Annotated in this window: 14 protein-coding genes; 2 read left to right on the top strand and 12 right to left on the bottom strand. The window is 49.5% G+C overall.

The window, feature by feature from the left end:
- Positions 1-375: 375 nt before the first annotated feature.
- The 12 genes from ACLTOH_RS12200 to argC all read right to left on the bottom strand — a co-directional run bounded on the left by ACLTOH_RS12200 (position 376) and on the right by argC (position 14,894).
- Entirely contained in the window at positions 376-3,387 is a 3,012-nt protein-coding gene (locus ACLTOH_RS12200) for a ComEC/Rec2 family competence protein (RefSeq protein ID WP_412224182.1), read from the bottom strand.
- A 95-nt stretch (positions 3,388-3,482) separates the two neighbouring features.
- On the bottom strand, positions 3,483-4,406 hold the full coding sequence (locus tag ACLTOH_RS12195; protein WP_227062272.1) for a GerMN domain-containing protein: 924 nt from the start codon (positions 4,404-4,406) through the stop codon (positions 3,483-3,485).
- Positions 4,407-4,437: 31 nt separating this feature from the next.
- On the bottom strand, positions 4,438-5,961 hold the full coding sequence (locus tag ACLTOH_RS12190; protein ID WP_022312409.1) for a sensor histidine kinase: 1,524 nt from the start codon (positions 5,959-5,961) through the stop codon (positions 4,438-4,440).
- A 202-nt stretch (positions 5,962-6,163) separates the two neighbouring features.
- Positions 6,164-6,859 (bottom strand): response regulator transcription factor, encoded by a 696-nt coding sequence (locus tag ACLTOH_RS12185; protein WP_022312410.1) that lies wholly within the window; start codon positions 6,857-6,859, stop codon positions 6,164-6,166.
- A gap of 55 nt (positions 6,860-6,914) precedes the next feature.
- A complete protein-coding gene (locus ACLTOH_RS12180; RefSeq protein ID WP_181968755.1) occupies positions 6,915-7,511 on the bottom strand; it encodes a helix-hairpin-helix domain-containing protein in 597 nt (198 codons plus the stop codon).
- A 220-nt stretch (positions 7,512-7,731) separates the two neighbouring features.
- Positions 7,732-8,163 carry a DMT family transporter gene (locus tag ACLTOH_RS12175; protein ID WP_022312412.1) on the bottom strand — a complete coding sequence of 144 codons (432 nt, stop codon included), beginning with the start codon at positions 8,161-8,163 and terminating at the stop codon, positions 7,732-7,734.
- 78 nt (positions 8,164-8,241) lie between these two features.
- A complete protein-coding gene (locus ACLTOH_RS12170; protein WP_022312413.1) occupies positions 8,242-9,696 on the bottom strand; it encodes an extracellular solute-binding protein in 1,455 nt (484 codons plus the stop codon).
- Between the two features lie 17 nt (positions 9,697-9,713).
- Positions 9,714-10,907 (bottom strand): aspartate aminotransferase family protein, encoded by a 1,194-nt coding sequence (locus tag ACLTOH_RS12165; protein WP_172594713.1) that lies wholly within the window; start codon positions 10,905-10,907, stop codon positions 9,714-9,716.
- Between the two features lie 150 nt (positions 10,908-11,057).
- Positions 11,058-11,936, bottom strand: coding sequence for an acetylglutamate kinase (gene argB / locus ACLTOH_RS12160; RefSeq protein ID WP_118538334.1), 879 nt, complete (start codon positions 11,934-11,936; stop codon positions 11,058-11,060).
- Positions 11,937-11,999: 63 nt separating this feature from the next.
- A complete protein-coding gene (gene argJ, locus ACLTOH_RS12155; protein WP_412224181.1) occupies positions 12,000-13,223 on the bottom strand; it encodes a bifunctional glutamate N-acetyltransferase/amino-acid acetyltransferase ArgJ in 1,224 nt (407 codons plus the stop codon).
- 111 nt (positions 13,224-13,334) lie between these two features.
- Positions 13,335-13,796: a GNAT family N-acetyltransferase gene (locus tag ACLTOH_RS12150; RefSeq protein WP_022312417.1), complete on the bottom strand. Its 462-nt coding sequence runs from the start codon at positions 13,794-13,796 to the stop codon at positions 13,335-13,337.
- A gap of 39 nt (positions 13,797-13,835) precedes the next feature.
- Positions 13,836-14,894 carry an N-acetyl-gamma-glutamyl-phosphate reductase gene (argC, locus tag ACLTOH_RS12145; RefSeq protein ID WP_022312418.1) on the bottom strand — a complete coding sequence of 353 codons (1,059 nt, stop codon included), beginning with the start codon at positions 14,892-14,894 and terminating at the stop codon, positions 13,836-13,838.
- Between the two features lie 524 nt (positions 14,895-15,418).
- Between argC and ACLTOH_RS12140 the strand changes: the two genes are divergently transcribed.
- The gene (locus ACLTOH_RS12140) at positions 15,419-17,164 is read left to right on the top strand and encodes an NFACT family protein (RefSeq protein ID WP_227733545.1); all 1,746 of its coding nucleotides are present in this window, start codon (positions 15,419-15,421) and stop codon (positions 17,162-17,164) included.
- 316 nt (positions 17,165-17,480) lie between these two features.
- Positions 17,481-18,707 carry an argininosuccinate synthase gene (locus ACLTOH_RS12135; protein ID WP_412224180.1) on the top strand — a complete coding sequence of 409 codons (1,227 nt, stop codon included), beginning with the start codon at positions 17,481-17,483 and terminating at the stop codon, positions 18,705-18,707.
- The last annotated feature ends 15 nt before the right edge of the window (positions 18,708-18,722 follow it).

Raw genomic sequence — 18,722 nt, 5'->3', positions numbered from 1 at the left:
TTCTCCGGGGCTTATTCTTACTTTTCTTTCTCCTACGCCCCGGCTTCTTGACTTCTCCGGGGCTTATTTCTACTTTTCTTTTTCCTACGCCCCAGCTTCTTGACTTCTCCGGGGCTTATTCTTATTTTTCTTTCTCCTACGCCCCAGCTTCTTGACTTCCTCGGGGCTTATTCTTACTTTTCTTCCTCTCATGCCCCGGCTTCTTGACTTCTCCGGGGCTTATTCTTACTTTTCTTCCTCCTATGCCCCGGCTTCTCGATTTCCCCGGGACTTATTCTTACTTTTCTTTCTCTCACCCCCCGGCTTCTTGGCTTCCTCGGGGCTTATTCTTACTTTTCTTCCTCTCATGCCCCAACTACCTAGAACCCCAACGGCTTATTTTCTTCTCAGATACCCTTTCAGCCGGTTTCCGTGACTGTCGACGGTTACTGTCAGGGCTCCATAGTCAGTGGTGAGGTACCAGGGGACCTTAGCATCTTCCAGGCGCTGTAGCGTCGCGGCATGGGGATGGCCATAGGAATTGTTACGACCACAGGAGATAATGGCGGCAGCGGGGCCGGCGGCGGCAAGGAACTCAGAACTGGTGGAATAGCCTGAGCCGTGATGCGCTACCTTCAGGATGTCTACCTTGAAGCCCCCTTGTCTCCGTGATTCCCACAGTTCCTGCTGTTCTCGCGGTTCCTGCGATTCCTGCAATTTCCGCACATTCTGCAAAGCCTGTGATTCCTGCGCTACCCGTAACGTCTTCAACGTCTGCAATTCCTGTGTCAGCTGCTGCTCCCCTTCGCCTTCCACATCCCCTGTCAGGAGAATGCTTAGCTTCCCGGCACCCACGCCGAAGTTTTTCCTTTCACCGATATCACCATGACCGGTTCTCTCACCAGTAACTCCGACAGCAAAGCTGCCGTTCTCACCGTAAACTTCGCTAGCAGCTCTTCCGCCCTCTCCACTTGCTTCCATCCCCTCTGCCGCGCCCCGCTTCACTGCTTTCGCAAATACCTCCACGTAGAAGCATTCCGAATAGGCATTGGCATCCGCAAGGGTCGTATTCTCCTCCGGGTGCAGACACCGCAGCCGGAGTCGACTATCCCTGATCTCATCGCCACATTTTATGTAACTTACCGGTACTCCGGCATATTCCGCGGCAACAAGCAATTTTTCAAAAGCCTCCCTGCGCTCCGCTTCCGTAATCGCAGGCAGAAACATCTGCTCCACGGTAATTCCCCATTCTCCACCGTTCTCCAGCAGTTCCAATATGCCATTCATATGGTCTTCATCTGGGTGCGATACAAACACACCGCGTAGAGACTGGATTCCCCGGCTCTTGAGATAAGGCTTCAACACATATTCACCGATTTTCCTCCGACTGGTACTGCCGCAGTCAAAAAGATATGCCCCCTGCCCGGTCTCCACCACGATACCGTCTCCCTGTCCCACGTCCAGAAAAGTCACACGGCTTCCCCGATCAAAATTGCCGGTCAGTAAACCAACTATTAATACTAAAATCATTGCGGCTACAATTCGGCACATAACTCCGTTCCTATATGTCATCACTCCCTGCCATGTATACCAAAAATTTGCTAAAACATGTCGCCATCTGGTGGTACATATTTCAGAGTACCTGTCAGGGTGCTGCATCTTTTTTCTGTTACTCTCTCTTTTTCTACCCCTACCGCTATCATCCACTCCGCGTGTTTCCCGACGCTGCCTTTCTCTTTCAGCGCGGTGTCCGTCTCCATGATTATTTTCCGCCACATAAGCTGCATAAAGTCTTTGTCGCTTCCATTTTTCCGCATAATTCCTGCCAATGATCAACACAAATAGCCCACTATAATAAACGATCATCTGCCACTTTGCCGGGCGGCCCACGCACCATACCGCTCCCGGCAGTTCTCCGAACCGTTCGCAGATCCATTCATACCACCACAGGATCAGACAATCCACCGTCCCTGCAATTCCCAGTCCTGGGATCAATGACAGGATTCCCCCTGCCATCACCACACTCATAAAGGGCAACACCAGCAGGTTCAATAATACCGAGTAGACAGGGATCTCATAAAAGAACCAGAGCTGTATGGGCAGCGTAAAAAGAATAACTCCGGCACTGGCGGCAAAACCGCTTTTAAGTGCTGACACCATGCGCCAAAGCCTTTCATACACCACCTTCCGCCAGCCTTCCCGGTACTTGTTCCTCTCGTAAGCGGAATCACCCAGAATATCTGTCACGGTCAGAAGCCATGCCGGTACTCTAAAACCGTTCCCCCCGTTTCCCAGTCTCCTCTGTTCCGTGTCAAAGTCAGACCTCTCACCAAATCCGCTCTTCCCATCAGTCCTCTTTTTCTCTGCAAAGCCTAATGCCTCACCAAGTCCGCGCTTCCCGTCGGCCCTCTTTTTCTCTTCAAGCCCTGCCACCACACCACTGGCCGTTTCCACACCGGCATTATCTTCCCTACCATCCCCGGCAAACACCGGTGTCAACAAGCAGATCCCCAGCACCGCCCCAAAAGACATCAAAAAGCTCACATCCCCAAGCCGCTCCGGTTGCTGCAACACCAGCAATGCCGCCAACAGCCCCACACCTGTCAGCATATCATAAGTCCTTCCCACGAATATCCCCAACATCTGCAGCAGATACATTCCTATGGCACGGCTGGCGGATACACTCATGCCCACCATCATACCGTACAGAAGCAGTGTCATGGCACCTCCCGCTGCTGCCACTCTGACCGGAGCCCCCAGTCTCTTAAGCAGCCGGTAGCATCCCATCCCCAGCAAAGTAATATGTAGCCCTGAAATGCTTAAGATATGGGCGATCCCATTCCTCTGGTACAGCGCCTTTACCTCCGCATCCAGTTCTTCCTTCTCCCCCAGCAGTAATGTCTGCATAACGGAAGCCTCTTTCTCCGGGAATACCTTTGCCAGTCTGTCGTGTAATCTCCTTCGAAAGGCAAACAACTTTTCTCTCAAAAAGCTATAGTCCTCCTCCGCTGCCAGAACCTGTGCTTTCCGCACTCTGCCACCGATGCCCTTTCCCGCAGAATAGGCCCGCACGTCAAATTCCCCGTGATTGGTCGCAGCATCGAAGTGCGAAAAAACGCCTTCCAGAACAATATGCTGGCCCAGTCTCAGGCTCTGTACCTCCTGTGTGTTTGTCAACTCACATTGTAATTTTCCAGAATAGGAATATTTTAGATCGTTTTGAATAATAGAAATTGATTTCAGAATAATCGTTTCAGAAGTTCTTGTGTCTATCCGTCCCGTGATCCTCACCGGACTTCCGTCAGGCGGCAGTACGCCGGCATCCCCGGTGTCTGCCCCCGTCAGTATTCTTCCTATGGCGAGCACTATCACGAGACACAGACACGCCATAAAAAGCGGTCGTCTCATTAAGCTCCCTTCCGCAGGCAATCCCGCCTGCCCACAGTCAGGACTGTTCCGACAGTCCAACACAAAAACAGTCCTGTCCCGCATAAATTCAAAATTTACTGTTCCAAAGTCGTTACATAATCCAGATTCCGTTCAAAAGTGGAATTGCTGAAGGTAGATGGCACTTCGCCGTTGACCAGGATCTGTACTTTATTGATATTATCCAGTTCCACCAGGGAATTCACGATGGAGTAAACTGCTACCTCCGTGGAAACATTGTTCACCACGGTCAGGAAGCTGGAATCCAGATTCACATAGCAGATGCCATCTTTGGTCAGGATATTGATGATCTTGGTCTCCGGATTGATCACCGGGTACAGACCCTCAATCTGTCCGCTGGGTCCCGCGATCAGTTCCTCCACCACGAATCGCTCCAACGGAGTATTGGTGGAATAATGCTTTTCTCTGTAGGCCGCGATCAGCTTATCACCGTCTGCATTGGCAAAATACAGCTTTACCTTCACCAGTTCATAGGTGTTGATCTCGTTACCGTCATTATTGATGAACTGCTCGGCATTCATCCAGCCTACCAATTCCCCTGCATTGTCATATAACTGACTGCCTTCCACGGTAATCGTCACATATTTCACATTGGACAGCTGCGTCAGTGTCCTTACAACGGCCGCCCGCACCAGTACTTCTGTGGTGACCGAAAGTTCGGAATATGCCTTATCCACATTGATCACAAGTTTTCCGTCTTCCACATCATAATCCAGAACCTGAAATCCCATGTCAAAAGGCGCCTTATATTCCAGCTTTTCCGGGGTTGTGGAGAGAAATGTCATGGTCTCTTCCAACTGTTCCTCCGGTGTCTTGGTGTTCAGATACTGGTCATGAACCTCAACCTTCGTCTCTGCGGTATTTACATAATACACCGATATCTTTTTGCCGGTCTCCGGCTCTCTCGTGCCACAGCCGGTCAGGACTGCCAGCAACATCAGAAGCATACCGGTCAAAACATATTTTTTAACTCTCTTCATAACTACACAATCTTTCTTACAACAGCTCCGTCTAAGAGGCGATATATGTCAGCGGAATCTTCACCAGGAAACAGGAGCCCTGCCCCTCGGTACTCGTCACCGTAAGGGATCCCTTGTGCATCAGGACGGCGCTCTTGGTGATCGCCAGTCCCAGTCCCGTTCCGCCGATCTCTCTGGAATGAGACTTGTCCACACGATAGAATCTCTCGCAGATGTGTGCCAGAGCCTCCTCCGGGATACCGATTCCGGAATCACTGACTTCAAAGGTAAAATACTGATGATCCGCATCCAGTATCACCTTCACCCAGCCATGATCCTTATTGTATTTGATGGCATTCTCCACCAGATTCGTCATGATCAGGGTCATCTTAACTTCATCCACCTCTGCCACCACAGGACGGACGCTTTCAAATACCACTTCCACATCCTTCTTCCGGGCGATGGGCCGCAGTCTCTTTAAGATCAGTTCCGTCAGATCATTGATGTTCAACGATACAATATTCAGATCCTGTACCTTTTTATCCATTTTTACCAGTGCCAACAGATCCGTAATGATCTGGTTCTCTCTGTCAATCTCGGAAGCAATGTCTTCCATGAATTCTCGATACAGCTCCGCCGGTACATTTTCCTGTGCTAGCAGGGAATCCGACAATACCTTGATGGATGTCATGGGTGTTTTCAACTCGTGGGACACATTTGCCACAAATTCCTGTCGGGAATCGTCCAATGCCTTCATCCGCTTCAACAGCTGGTTGAACGCATCTACGATATGTACGGTCTCCACATAATCTGGCACAGAGATCGTCTCATCACTGAAGCCTTCCTTTACCGCATTGATGGCCTGTGTGACTCTGTTGAAAGGTCTCGTCAAAGCTCTGGACAGTATGATAGCCAGTGCCAGGATTGCCACCATCATGATCACTTCCAGAATGTACGCCTTACGATTCAGCACTTCCTTGGCATTTACGATACTGTCATTGGAAATGCTGGTCAGCATAACGCCCCGGATGGCATCCGGATTCCTTTTTCCGTTTTCGTCCGTAGTGTTTGCCGTGGTATCCATGATGGGAGTGGTCATTTCTATGTAACCGTGCTCCGGGTCATAATGGGAAATGTTTTCCCCCTGAAAACATTTGATGACCTCCTCGGAAATGATGGTCTTTCCTTCACTGATGCCGTAGGTATCTTTTTCCACCTTGAAATTCTTGTTGATGATCATAACGCGGCCTTCATACAGATTGGACAGCATCTCCAGTTCCGCATTGATGACTTCTCTGGAATTGCCGGTGTCCTCTCTGACACCATGGCTGCTTAAATAATTGTTGCTGATCAGATGATTGGCCAGGATCATCAACTGGTTCTGTACCACTGTGGTTCGCTGTTCCACCGCCAGATCCTCGTAATTGCTCACGATACCGTGGCGCATGGCAATACAAGGCACCAGGCCGATCACCAGCGTCAGCAGGAAGATCCTCGCCCGCAGACTTCGAAGCGCGATCATGCTCTCCAGCTTTTCCCATATAGTTGCAAAACGTTCTTTATTCCATTTTTTCACAGTATAAAAACCTCAGTTCCGAACCTCTCCACGCCATTCACAAAACCGCACGATAAATCGTGCTCTCCGCTGCTTCGCAGCTACTTTTGTTCATTTGCGTGGCGGTGGCTCTATTCGAGCCACCTTCAAAGATAAGAGAAATTGATTCTTACATGCAAGCATGGCGAATCATTTCCTCTTATCTTTGCCGGTTCTCATAGTCTCACTTATTATTAAAGTAGTACCCGACACCCCATTTGGTATGCACGTATCTGGGCTCGCTGGGATTGGACTCGATCTTCTCACGCAGTCTCCGGATATGTACATCCACTGTACGCACATCACCGGGATAATCCGTACCCCATACCAGCTTCAACAAATTCTCCCTGCTGTATACCTTGTCGGGATTCAGCATCAGAAGTTCCAGCACTTCGAACTCCTTGGCCGTCAGTCCGATCTCCCTGCCCTGGATGTAGGCTCTTTTGCCGTCACGATCCAGCTTCATATCGCCGCTTTCCAGAATACCGGTGTTCTCTGTGGTTCCTTTTTTCGGCTCCATTCTGCGGAAGATAGCTTTGATCCGGGCTTTCACTTCCAGAATGTTAAAAGGCTTGGTTATGTAATCGTCCGCGCCGTATTCCAGTCCCAGGATCTTATCCATGTCATCACCCTTGGCGGTCAACATGATCACCGGTACATTGGAAAATTCGCGGATCTGCTGGCAGACCTCAAAGCCGGTCAGCTTCGGCAGCATGACGTCCAGTAATATGATGTCATATTCCTTGTTATGCGCCATCTGCAATGCTTCCTCACCGTCATAAGCACAATCCACTTCCATGTTGTCCTGTTCCAGACTGAAACGGATTCCCTTCACGATCAGCTTCTCATCATCCACTACCAGCACTTTCTTGCCTGCCATCTTTCCTTAACCTCTCTATCCCTTACTTTTCTCTTCACGGTCCCGGCATAAGCCCTCATTGTACCGTGATCTTATCACACAATTTGTCATACGCGTTCTGTTTGATCCCGGATACCTTCATAATGTCTTCCTTCGTCTGAAAGGCTCCGTTTTGCTCCCGATAGCGCACAATATCTGCCGCCCGGGAAGCTCCGATCCCCGGCAGCGCACACAATTCCTCCGCAGATGCCGTGTTGATATTCACAAGTCCCTCCGCCGTCGCTTTTACCTCGGCTTCCAGAGTCTCCGCTTCCTCCAACGTTGGAAAATACAGCTTCTGACCATCCGTCACTGTTTCCGCCAGATTCACATAAAAAGGATCCGCCTCCGCTGTCATACCTCCGACCAGTCGCAGGGCTTCCTCCGCTCTGCTGCCCTCCGGCACTTCCACGACTCCGGGATCCCGCACTGCGCCACAGACATAGACATATATCATCTGCGGTTCAGCCTTTGCCGGTTCCTGCACTGTCACGCTGCTGCCTGCAGGCTCCGCTGCCTGTTCCACCGCTTCCAGTGAGGGAAATTCCGCCACATCTTCTCCGGATGGAATCAGCACAATGGCCTCATCCTTCCTCTGACAGCCGGTCATGAACATCACCAGACTGAAAAACATTCCGATCAAACCTGCATATTTTGTTTTAAAAAACCTTATCGAAAACATCATAGTCCCCTTTCCATTTTCCTGATTCCTTCACAAAATTTCAGGGGATTGCCTCTCTATGCTGTTAACTTTCATTTTACTGGAATCGCACGGAATTTACAAGCCGTTTTCGCATTTGTGGTAACGATTCAGAACCCCTTCGCAAAATTGCCGCTACGCGGATAGCTCTGGATCATTTCCACTTGAAAATCACAATACCCACAATCGCCACGGCCATGCCGATGGCTTTCCGCCACTCCCAGGGCTGCTTCTCCACACCGAACCATCCGAACAGTTCGATAATATATGCTACAGCAAGCTGAGCGACCACAATAAGCATTACCGCTTTGGCCGGTCCCAGGGCATCCATACTGCGGATCACAGTGTAGGTGATAAAGGCTCCGATGGCCCCTCCCAAAAGCATATATCTGGGCTCCACCTGCGCTATCTTCAAGAATGAAGTCCGCTCCGTACACAGCCATGCCCCCAGACATACCAGCAATGCTGTAAACTGCACAAATGCACTGGCGGTCCAGATGCCGGTGGATTTCGTCACCTGGGTGTTGAACACTCCCTGGATGCTCATCAGCGCACCGGAAACTAAAGCAATCAAAAAACCGATCATAGAATTCTACCACCTTTTCTTTTTAGTAGTAGTCTATCCTGTGACCGGTTCGTTCATTCATATTTTATTGTAACGGTTTTAGTTCTCTGTACCACCTACCTGTCCGGCTATGGTCTCGTCCAGCTGCTGTACCAGAGTAGTCACGTCGTCACCGTTCCATACCTTGGAAAACAGTACTTCCAGCTGCATCCAGAAATTTCCCGTCTCTAGCATCTTCGGCAATGACACACTGTCCGCATACTCATCGGCAAAGATCATAAGTGCACCGTTGTCTGCATTCTCTGCCGCCTGAAGACTTGCCGGCATTTTGCCGGAGCGTTCATACAGGCCGTCCGCATATCCTTCTGCCAGATACGCTGCGAAGCAGTCCGCCAGTTCCTTGTGTTCCGAATAGCCGTTGATGACTGCCGCTCCCGTAACAGACAAAGATCTGCTCTGCAGTTCGGCGCTGACATCCGGCATACGGGCAATTCCGTAATTAAATGCAAGGCTGCCGTCCGCTTTTGCCTCTTCCAGCCGTTTGACCACATCCGTGGTTCCGATGGTGAACATGGTCTTGCCATCGATAAAGTCCTGGATCACAGAATCATAAGTCACCGTATCGGATTCAATAAAGAAGAACTGGTTCAGTGCCTTGTACACTTCCAGACACTGAATGGTCTCCGGATTATTGATATCAATATCATTTCTGTCATCCCCGGGATCACCGCCTACGATCATGTAGTTGCCTACGATCCAGTAGTTGTAGAAAATATTGTTCACGTCCCATTTCATGACACCTTCCACACCTTCCGGTGCATCAAAGGTATCTGCAATATTCAGCAGATCATCCACTGTGGAGGGAAGTGCTTCCGCGAAATACTGCTCTGCCAGCGCATTTACCGCTGCCTCATCCGCTGTCACCTGTTCCGTGGTCTGGTCTTCCGGAAGAGAATCTTCCTCGATGATCTCTTCTCCTTCCCCTATGGGTTCATCATTCTCACTGCTTCCCGCCAGTTCTTTCTCCGCCTGCTGGGTTGCCCAGGTTCGAAGATAATCTTCATTATATACCAACGCACTGGTATCAAAATAAACCGGGTAACCGATCAGCTTCTGATCATAGGTTACCGCAGACAGAGCCGCCTGGGAAAAATGGTCTGTATTGCAGATTCCCACAGTGTCAGGCACTTTCGATGCCAGTCCTGCCAGATAAGCCTTTTCCAGAGAGTCACTGCTCAACAGGTAGATATCCGGTATCTGATCGGAATGCAGGGTCTCCTGATTGATAGCTTCCAGATATTCACTGTCAGAAGTAAGTACGGGAATCACACGGACTCCATTGTTCTGTTCTCCGAAGGATACTGCTGCCGCATTGATATAACCGGACAATGCCTCATCGGAATACCAGCAATAGATTGTCTCCTTTCCTCGAAACAGCTGCAGTCCGCTTCCGCTCTCCTGTGTCTGACTCATCTCCTGCGTACTTCCGTAAACAGCTGCAGCAGCCATGGCTATCACAGCTGCTGTAGCGATAATTCTTTTTTTCAAAAACATAAATTCACCTAAACCTCTTATTCGATACAGGTGTCCAAAATAGCAATCATTTCGTCCACATTTTCCCGGGTAATCACGAGAGGCGGTACGAAGCGGATAATGTCCGCACCGGCATTGATCAGAATTAATCCCTTCTCCAATGCTCTGTTAATAATGTCTCCTACCGGATGGTCAAATACCAGTCCCTGCATCAGTCCCACACCACGGCGTTCTTTGATACAGTCATACTTGTCTGCCAGTTCGTTCAGACGCTGTTCCAGATAGGGAGCCACCTCTCTCACATGTTCTATTATATGGTCCTCTTCGAATAAATCAAGCACTTTTTCCACTGCTGCGCAGGCTAAGGGGTTACCGCCGTAGGTGGTTCCGTGATCTCCCGCTGTCAGAGAATGCTGTGCTACTTTCTCCGTCATCATAAATGCACCTACCGGTACACCGCAGCCCAGTGCCTTGGCAGAAGTCATGATGTCCGGCTTCACGCCGAAACGCTGCCATGCATACATGTAACCGGTACGTCCCATGCCGCACTGGATCTCATCCAGAATCAGCAGGATATCCCGCTCATCGCACAGATCACGAACCTGTTTTAAGAATTCTTCATTAGCGGGACGCAGTCCGCCCTCGCCCTGTACAGTCTCCATAATGATGGCACAGGTCTTGTCTGTCACCTGATCCAGCACACTCTGGAAATCATTCAGTTCTGCAAATTTGATATGTCCGATCATGGGCTGGAACGCCTCACGATACTTGGGGTTGCCCGTTACTGACAAAGCTCCCATGGTTCTGCCGTGGAAGGAGTGATTCATGGCAATGATCTCATGGTCGGTACAGCCATCCTTCAGATACGCATATTTTCTGGCAGCCTTAATGGCACCTTCCACTGCTTCCGCACCGGAATTGGTGAAAAAGACACGATCCATGCCGGATACTTTTTTGATCTTACGAGCCGCCTCGATGGCAGGCACGTTGTAATAATAATTGGAGGTGTGGATCACCTTGTCGATCTGTGCTTTCAGCGCATCGTTGTATGCCTTGTTCTGATAGCCCAGGGCAAATACAGCGATTCCCGCTACGAAATCCAGATATTTTTTACCGTCGGTATCATACAGATGTACACCTTCGCCCTTGTCCAGAACAATCTGATACCGGTTATAAGTATGCAACAGGTCTTTTTCCGCCTCTGCAATATATTCTTTCATGGTGTCGCTCATTTTTCCTCTCCATTCCGCAGACGTTCTTTTCGTCAAGGAAACGCAAACCAAATTTCTAATTTGGTTTTGCGATAATGGCTACTTTGTGACGCCTGCGGCACAAATAGCCGGGTGCGGAATAAGCTGCCAGGCTTATTCTGCACACTTTTTTCACTCCTCATCGGATACGATCGCAGTTCCGATACCCTGATTGGTGAAGATCTCCAACAACAGGCAGTGTGCCAGACGTCCATCCAGAATATGCACACGGTTTACACCGTTGCGGATCGCAGAAGTACAGTTGTTCAGCTTCGGCAGCATACCACCGCCGATGTAACCGTCGTGGATCAGTCCCTCTGCCTCGGAAGCTGTCAATCTGGAAATAAATGTGGACTTGTCATTGATGTCCTTGTACAATCCCTCGATATCCGTCAGAAATGCCAGTTTCTCCGCATGTACTGCTTTTGCGATAGCGCAGGCCGCATCATCCGCATTGATATTGTAGGTGTGATAATCCTTGTCCAATCCAATGGGAGCGATGATGGGCAGGTAATCCTTCTCCAGCATGTCAAAGAGAATATCCGGATTCACGCCGGTGATCTCACCCACATACCCGATGTCCTGACCGTCGGAATATTTTTTCTCTACCTGAAGCAGGCCGCCGTCTTTACCGCTGACACCTACTGCTTTCACGCCCAGCTCTTCCACCATGGTCACAAGGCTCTTATTTACCTTGTTCAGTACCATTTCCGCGATCTCCATGGTCTCCTCATCGGTGACACGCAGACCGTTGACGAACTTTGCCTCTTTTCCGACCTTGCCGACCCAGCGGCTGATCTCCTTACCGCCGCCGTGAACGATGATGGGCTTGAAACCTACCAGTTTCAACAGCGTTACGTCCTTGATGACGTTTTTCTGCAGTTCCTCATTGCTCATGGCGCTGCCGCCGTATTTTACCACGATGATCTTACGGTTGAATTTCTGTATGTAAGGAAGCGCCTCGATCAGCACCTCTGCTTTTTTCATTACCTGTTCCATATCTTTTTCCATTTTTATCCTCATTTCCGCAGATACCGTGATCCGCCTGTCATTTATCTTTCCGGTCGTTCTTTTTTAAGAACGATAGTCCGCATTGATCTTCACATAATCATAGCTTAAATCACAGCCCCATGCGGTAGCTTCTGCCTCACCCATATGCATATCCACCAGTGCGGTGACTTCCGGATCGGAGAGGATCTTCGTGGCCTCTTCCTCGCTGTAATCACATGCCACACCATTACCGAAGATATGAATCTTGCCGCTCTTGCTCTCAAAATACAGATCCACATTTTCCGGGTCGAATTTAGCTCCGGAATAACCCAGTGCACAGAGGATACGTCCCCAGTTGGCATCATGTCCGAAGATAGCTGCCTTGGTCAGAGAAGAACAGATCACGGATTTTGCCAGAGTTCTGGCATCTTCCTTGCTGACTGCGTTTATTACTTTGGTCTCGAACAGTGCTGTGGCGCCTTCGCCATCTCCTGCCATTTTCTTTGCCAGGAATGTGGTGATCTCATGCAGTGCCTTGCAGAAGTTGTCGTAATCCTCGCCCTCTGCGGTAATCTCCTCGTTGCCAGCCATGCCGTTGGCCAGCACCAGCAGTGTATCATTGGTGGAAGTATCTCCATCCACGGAGATCATGTTGAAGGAATCCACTACGTCTGCGCTGACGCACTTCTGCAGCATCTCCTTGGAAATTTTCACATCTGTGGTTACAAAACCTAACATCGTGCACATATTCGGATGGATCATACCGGAACCCTTGCACATACCGCCCAGAGTCACAGTCTTGCCACCGATCTGTGTCTCGATGGCGATCTCTTTGGAAATGGTATCGGTGGTCATAATGGCATGGGCTGCATCGGAGCCAGCCTCCAGAGTATCTGCCTTGGCTGCCACCAGTTTCTCGATGCCAGCGGTGATCTTGTCTACGGGAATCTGCATACCGATGACACCGGTGGATGCAACCAGTACGGCATCGGTGGGCACGCCCAACAGTTCTCCGGCACATTTTGCTTCTGCTTCACAGCAGTCCAGTCCCTGTCTGCCGGTGCAGGCATTGGCGATTCCCGAATTGACTACCACTGCCTGTGCAAATGCAGAATGTTCCACGATCTGCTTATCCCATAGTACAGGAGCCGCCTTTACCACATTGGAGGTAAAAGTACCGGCTACGGTACAAGGTGCCTTACTTACGATCAGTGCCATATCCTTACGATTCTGATATTTAATGGCAGCCTCCACACCTGCTGCCTCAAAGCCTTTTGCTGCGGTCACACCGCCCTGGATCTGTTTCATGTTGGAATAATCTCCTTTCGCTTCCGTTTTATTTATGATGTCGGGGTCAAAAGCCCCCGACTTTGATGCCTACGGATTGCTTCGTGCTACGCACTTCCACAATCCTGGCATCTATTTATTAAACGCCGTAATGTTCTCTTCATTCAAAGTAAAGTCGTAGTAGTTCAAGTCTTCCCGCTTTGTCCATCCAATGCATTTCCAGAAAGCGTTTCCGATGTCATTCTGGGTAAAAGCGATCAGGCTGACCTTGTTGATATGTTCCGCTTTCAGAGCATTCATGCAGTGGACGACCATGGCTTTGCCAATGCCAAGTCTTCGGTAATCTTCTCTGACACATACATGGTACAGACAGCCTCGTCGTCCGTCATGGCCGCAGAGGATGCCGCCCACTACGGCTCCATCCTCCCCGATGGCTACCACACTGGTGCCGGGATTCCGGTTGATAAAACGTTCCACACCTTCTCTGGAATCATCGATGCTCCGGATACCGAAGCCGTGAATGGTCATCCAGAGGGCATGCAGACCGTCATAATCTTCTATGGTCATGGGTTTGATCGTAAACTGTTTGTTCATGTATGTGTTTTATCCTTTCTAATCCTTTCCGTATCTGCTTTAAGGGAAGCAGGGAACCAGCTCCAGGCCTTCGCTCTCAGGAAGCCCGAACAGCAGGTTCATGTTCTGTACCGCCTGTCCCGCAGCACCCTTTACGAGGTTATCCAGTGCACCCATCATAATGATACGGCCGGTACGCTCATCAATGACAAAATTGATGTCCACGTAGTTGCTGCCTTCCACCCACTTGGTCTCGGGGCAGCTGCCCTTATCCAGCACACGGACGAATTTCTCGTTTGCATAATATTTATCATAGACAGCTTTTACTTCCTCATAGGTAGGAAGTGTACCGTCCGGTTTTCTCTTCAGTGTTGCATACTCGGTTGCCAGAATTCCTCTGTTCATGGGTACGAGGTGCGGGGTAAAATTAATGGTCACCTGGCAGTTGCCCGCATAGCCTAACTGCTCCTCGATCTCGGGGGTATGTCTGTGGCTTGCCACGCCGTAGGCTTTCATGTTTTCGTTCACTTCGCAGAACAGGTTGGGCACCTTGGCGCCTCTTCCTGCACCGGAGGTACCGGACTTGGCATCCACGATCAGGGTGTTCACATCGATCATGCCTTCCTTGACCATGGGATACGCAGTCAGGATCGAACAGGTGGTGTAGCAGCCGGGGTTGGCTACCAATCTGGTCTTCTCCGTGATCTTGTCACGATTGATCTCGCAGAGTCCGTATACTGCTTCCTCAATGAACTGAGGAGATTTGTGCTCGATGCCGTACCATTTTTCATAGGTGGCCACATCCTTGATCCGGTAATCAGCAGACAGATCCACGATCTTCACCTGAGAGAGAATCTCCTCTGTCAAAAGACCCGCCAGAAATCCCTGAGGGGTTGCGGTAAAGATCACATCTACCTGCTTCGCCAGTTCTTCCAGATTGTCATCCTTGCAGATATCCTCCACCAGCTGGAACATGTTCTGGTATACCTGATAATACTTCTTATCTATATAGCTTCGGGATCCGTACCATACGATTTTGGCATCCTTGTGGTTTAACAGGATCCTTACCAGTTCTCCTCCGGCATAACCGGTTGCTCCGATGATTCCTACTCTGATCATTTTTCTACCTCTCTTGTTTATGTCATCGTTTTTTATTTCTGTCGCCGCCATACTTGTGTCAACGAATTGCTTCTGTCGCCGCCATACTTGTGTCAACGAATTGCTTCGCAGCAAGCTGCTCACGCAATTCTGTAAACATTCGGAATCCGCTGATTTGCTACGCAAATCGCTACTTCCTCATGTTTAGCGGGTCACAAGTTCAAAAGCCTTATCATGCAAGCATGAACGGCTTTTCGACCTTTTGACCCTGACACCATGATACCACTTTTTGTCTAAATGTCTACTACTTTTTTCATTTTTATGCACGTTTCTCGGATTGTTGTGTATATTTATGCATATATTCATACTATTTTTATGGTTTTATGCATTATGGCGGAATAATATTCATTCTGTTTTCCGCATACTTTTCTTTCCTATAAAAATCTGTTACAATAACTATGCTGTACTTTCGTTTGCAGCATATCTATTTTGTGGCTCTTTATGGTCTGTTTTTCCCGGATTCAAAGAGCAGAAATGAGGAAATTATGGCTTTTGACGGCGTTACCATTGCCTGTGTAATATCAGAATTAAAAAAAGAACTCATCGGCGGCCGATTATATAAGATCGCCCAGCCGGAAAATGACGAACTGCTGTTGACCATCAAGCAGCCCACAGGGCAGAAACGATTGCTTCTGTCCGCCAGCGCTTCCCTGCCCCTGATCTATCTGACGGAGAGTAACAAACCCAGTCCCATGACGGCCCCCAACTTCTGTATGCTGCTGCGCAAGCACTTACAGAACGGCCGTATCGTGAACATTTCCCAGCCGGGGCTGGAGCGTATCGTGCATATCGATATTGAGCATCTGGATGAAATGGGGGATCTGCGCCACAAGACGCTGGTCATGGAGCTGATGGGCAAACACAGCAACCTGATCTTCTGCAACGATGACAATACCATCATCGACAGTATCAAGCGGGTATCCGCCGCAGTCAGCAGTGTCCGGGAAGTCCTGCCCGGCAAGCCCTATTTCATTGCCCATACCCAGGATAAACTGGATGCCCTGACCTGCGACGAGACTACTTTCCGGGAGACCCTTGCCGCCAAGCCTCAGCCGGTCTTCAAGGCGATCTACGGAAGCTTCACCGGTATCTCTCCGGTACTGGCACAGGAACTGTGTCACGAGGCAGGCATCGACGGGGAACGCCCTACAGCGGCATTGACGGCAGAGGATTATCATGCCTTGTACGAAGTTTTTTCCAAAATGGTCACTTCTATCAAGGAAGAGACCTTCTCCCCCTGCATTGCTTACACCGGCACCCGCCCCGTGGAATACGCGGCGGTTCCCCTGACCATGTACAGCACCGGAGCGGATCATCTGGAATCCTACACCTCCATTTCCGCCCTGTTGGAGCATTTTTATGCGGAGAAAAATACCCTGACCAGGATCCGTCAGAAATCTTCTGACCTGCGCCGTATCGTGCAGACCGCTCTGGAACGGGAGATTAAAAAATACGATCTTCAGCTGGCCCAGATGAAGGATACGGAGAAGCGGGAAAAATACCGGATCTACGGAGAACTGTTGAATACTTACGGTTACAGTGCAAAGCCCGGTGACAAATCTCTCACGGCGGTAAATTACTATACCAGCGAACCGGTGACGATCCCCCTGGATCCTACTCTTTCCGCTACGGAAAATGCGAAGAAATATTTTGACAAATACGGAAAACTAAAGCGTACTTATGAAGCATTGTCCGAACTGACTACTCAGGTAAAAGAAGAGATCGACCACTTGGAGACCATCAGCACGGCGCTGGATATCGCCCTGAAAGAGGAAGATCTGGTGGAGATCAAGGAGGAACTGACCCAGAGCGGCTACATCCGCAGAAAGGGCGGCACCAAAAAGGCAAAGATCACCAGCAAGCCCTTCCATTATCTGAGCAGCGATGGCTTCCATATTTATGTGGGAAAAAATAATTTCCAGAACGATGAACTGACCTTCAAATTCGCCAACGGAAATGACTGGTGGTTCCATGCCAAAGGTATTCCCGGCTCCCATGTAGTGGTAAAGACCGAAGGGAAGGAACTGCCGGACCGGACTTTTGAAGAGGCCGGCCGGCTTGCTGCCTACTATTCTAAGGGCAGGGAGCAGGAAAAGGTGGAGATCGACTATGTCCAGAAAAAACAGGTCAAAAAGCCGGCCGGTGCCAAGCCTGGCTTCGTGGTCTATTATACGAACTACTCTCTGATGATCGACAGTGATATCTCCGGAATTGAAAAGATCAGCGACTGACTTTTGACGATTCCGGCGCATCTTATATGGTCGTTACCGTACTATGCATAAGGCAGCATATTTTATGCATAAATATACTGTATATTTTTTATTCTATGCATTTATGTGCATATTTTAATTTATTTTATTCATTTTTATGATTCGTTTATGCAACTTTTCTGCTTGCTTTTGCGATTATAATGTTGTATAGTAATTGTCAGAGCGTAACACACGATCCTGGCATCTGATGCTTACAGATTGCTTCGTGCTTTGCACATCGCATTTTCAGGGCTTTTGCCCCTGGCATCATACACACTATAAAACGGAGGATTTTATCATGAAGGAAAAAGTAGTTTTGGCTTATTCCGGCGGTCTGGATACTACCGCTATCATTCCCTGGCTGAAGGAGAATTTTGACTATGAAGTTATCTGCGTCTGCGTAAACTGCGGACAGGCAGAGGAGCTGGACGGTCTGGAAGAGAGAGCAAAGGCTTGCGGCGCTTCCAAGCTGTATATTGAAGACGTTATCGATGAATTCTGTGATGATTATATTGTTCCCTGTGTACAGGCTCATGCCGTATACGAGAACAAGTATCTGTTAGGTACTTCCATGGCAAGACCCCTGATCGCCAAGAAACTGGTAGAGATTGCCAGAAAAGAAGGTGCTGTAGCCATCTGCCACGGTGCAACCGGTAAAGGTAACGACCAGATCCGTTTCGAGCTGGGCATCAAGGCTCTGGCTCCCGATATCAAGATCATCGCTCCCTGGAGAAGCGACAAATGGAACATGAACTCCCGTGAATCCGAGATCGAATACTGCAAGGCTCATGGCATTCATCTTCCTTTCTCCACCGATTCTTCCTACAGCCGTGACCGTAACATCTGGCACATCAGCCACGAAGGTCTGGAACTGGAAGATCCTGGCAACGAGCCTAACTACGAGCATCTGCTGGTACTTGGTGTGACTCCCGAGAAGGCTCCCGATGAGGGTGAATATGTGACCATGACCTTTGAAAAGGGTGTTCCCACTTCCGTTAACGGTGAGAAGATGAAGGTCTCCGATATCATCCGTACCCTGAACAAGCTGGGCGGCAAGCACGGTATCGGTATCGTAGATATCGTAGAGAACCGTGTCGTTGGCATGAAGTCCCGTGGTGTCTATGAGACTCCCGGCGGTACCATCCTGATGGAGGCTCACCAGCAGCTGGAAGAGCTGATCCTGGATCGCGATACCTATGCATTCGAGAAGGAAATGGGTGCGAAATTCGCCAATCTGGTATACGAAGGCAAATGGTTCACTCCTCTTCGTGAGGCAGAGCAGGCATTCATCGAGAAAACCCAGGAATATGTGACCGGTGAAGTAAAGTTCAAGCTCTACAAGGGCAACATCATCAAGGCCGGAACCACTTCTCCTTACTCTCTGTACAATGAGAACCTGGCTTCCTTCACCACCGGTGATCTGTACGACCATCACGATGCAGAAGGCTTCATCAATCTGTTTGGTCTGTCTCTGAAGGTTCGTGCCATGAAGTTACAGGAGAACGAAAAGAAACTTGGTAACTAAGAATTAAATAATGAG

Source organism: Waltera sp., from assembly GCF_046969025.1.
GTDB classification, from domain to species: domain Bacteria; phylum Bacillota; class Clostridia; order Lachnospirales; family Lachnospiraceae; genus Acetatifactor; species Acetatifactor acetigignens.
The sequence above is the reverse complement of the archived record's forward strand: the minus strand, read 5'-3'. Positions and strand labels throughout refer to the sequence as shown.

Coding starts and splice junctions, on each gene's coding strand:
- ACLTOH_RS12200 (WP_412224182.1), bottom strand. CDS start 3,387: ATGAGACGACCGCTTTTTATGGCGTGTCTGTGTCTCGTGATAGTGCTC.
- ACLTOH_RS12195 (WP_227062272.1), bottom strand. CDS start 4,406: ATGAAGAGAGTTAAAAAATATGTTTTGACCGGTATGCTTCTGATGTTG.
- ACLTOH_RS12185 (WP_022312410.1), bottom strand. CDS start 6,859: ATGGCAGGCAAGAAAGTGCTGGTAGTGGATGATGAGAAGCTGATCGTG.
- ACLTOH_RS12180 (WP_181968755.1), bottom strand. CDS start 7,511: ATGTTTTTCAGTCTGGTGATGTTCATGACCGGCTGTCAGAGGAAGGAT.
- ACLTOH_RS12175 (WP_022312412.1), bottom strand. CDS start 8,163: ATGATCGGTTTTTTGATTGCTTTAGTTTCCGGTGCGCTGATGAGCATC.
- ACLTOH_RS12170 (WP_022312413.1), bottom strand. CDS start 9,696: ATGTTTTTGAAAAAAAGAATTATCGCTACAGCAGCTGTGATAGCCATG.
- ACLTOH_RS12165 (WP_172594713.1), bottom strand. CDS start 10,907: ATGAGCGACACCATGAAAGAATATATTGCAGAGGCGGAAAAAGACCTG.
- argB (WP_118538334.1), bottom strand. CDS start 11,936: ATGGAAAAAGATATGGAACAGGTAATGAAAAAAGCAGAGGTGCTGATC.
- argJ (WP_412224181.1), bottom strand. CDS start 13,223: ATGAAACAGATCCAGGGCGGTGTGACCGCAGCAAAAGGCTTTGAGGCA.
- ACLTOH_RS12150 (WP_022312417.1), bottom strand. CDS start 13,796: ATGAACAAACAGTTTACGATCAAACCCATGACCATAGAAGATTATGAC.
- argC (WP_022312418.1), bottom strand. CDS start 14,894: ATGATCAGAGTAGGAATCATCGGAGCAACCGGTTATGCCGGAGGAGAA.
- ACLTOH_RS12140 (WP_227733545.1), top strand. CDS start 15,419: ATGGCTTTTGACGGCGTTACCATTGCCTGTGTAATATCAGAATTAAAA.
- ACLTOH_RS12135 (WP_412224180.1), top strand. CDS start 17,481: ATGAAGGAAAAAGTAGTTTTGGCTTATTCCGGCGGTCTGGATACTACC.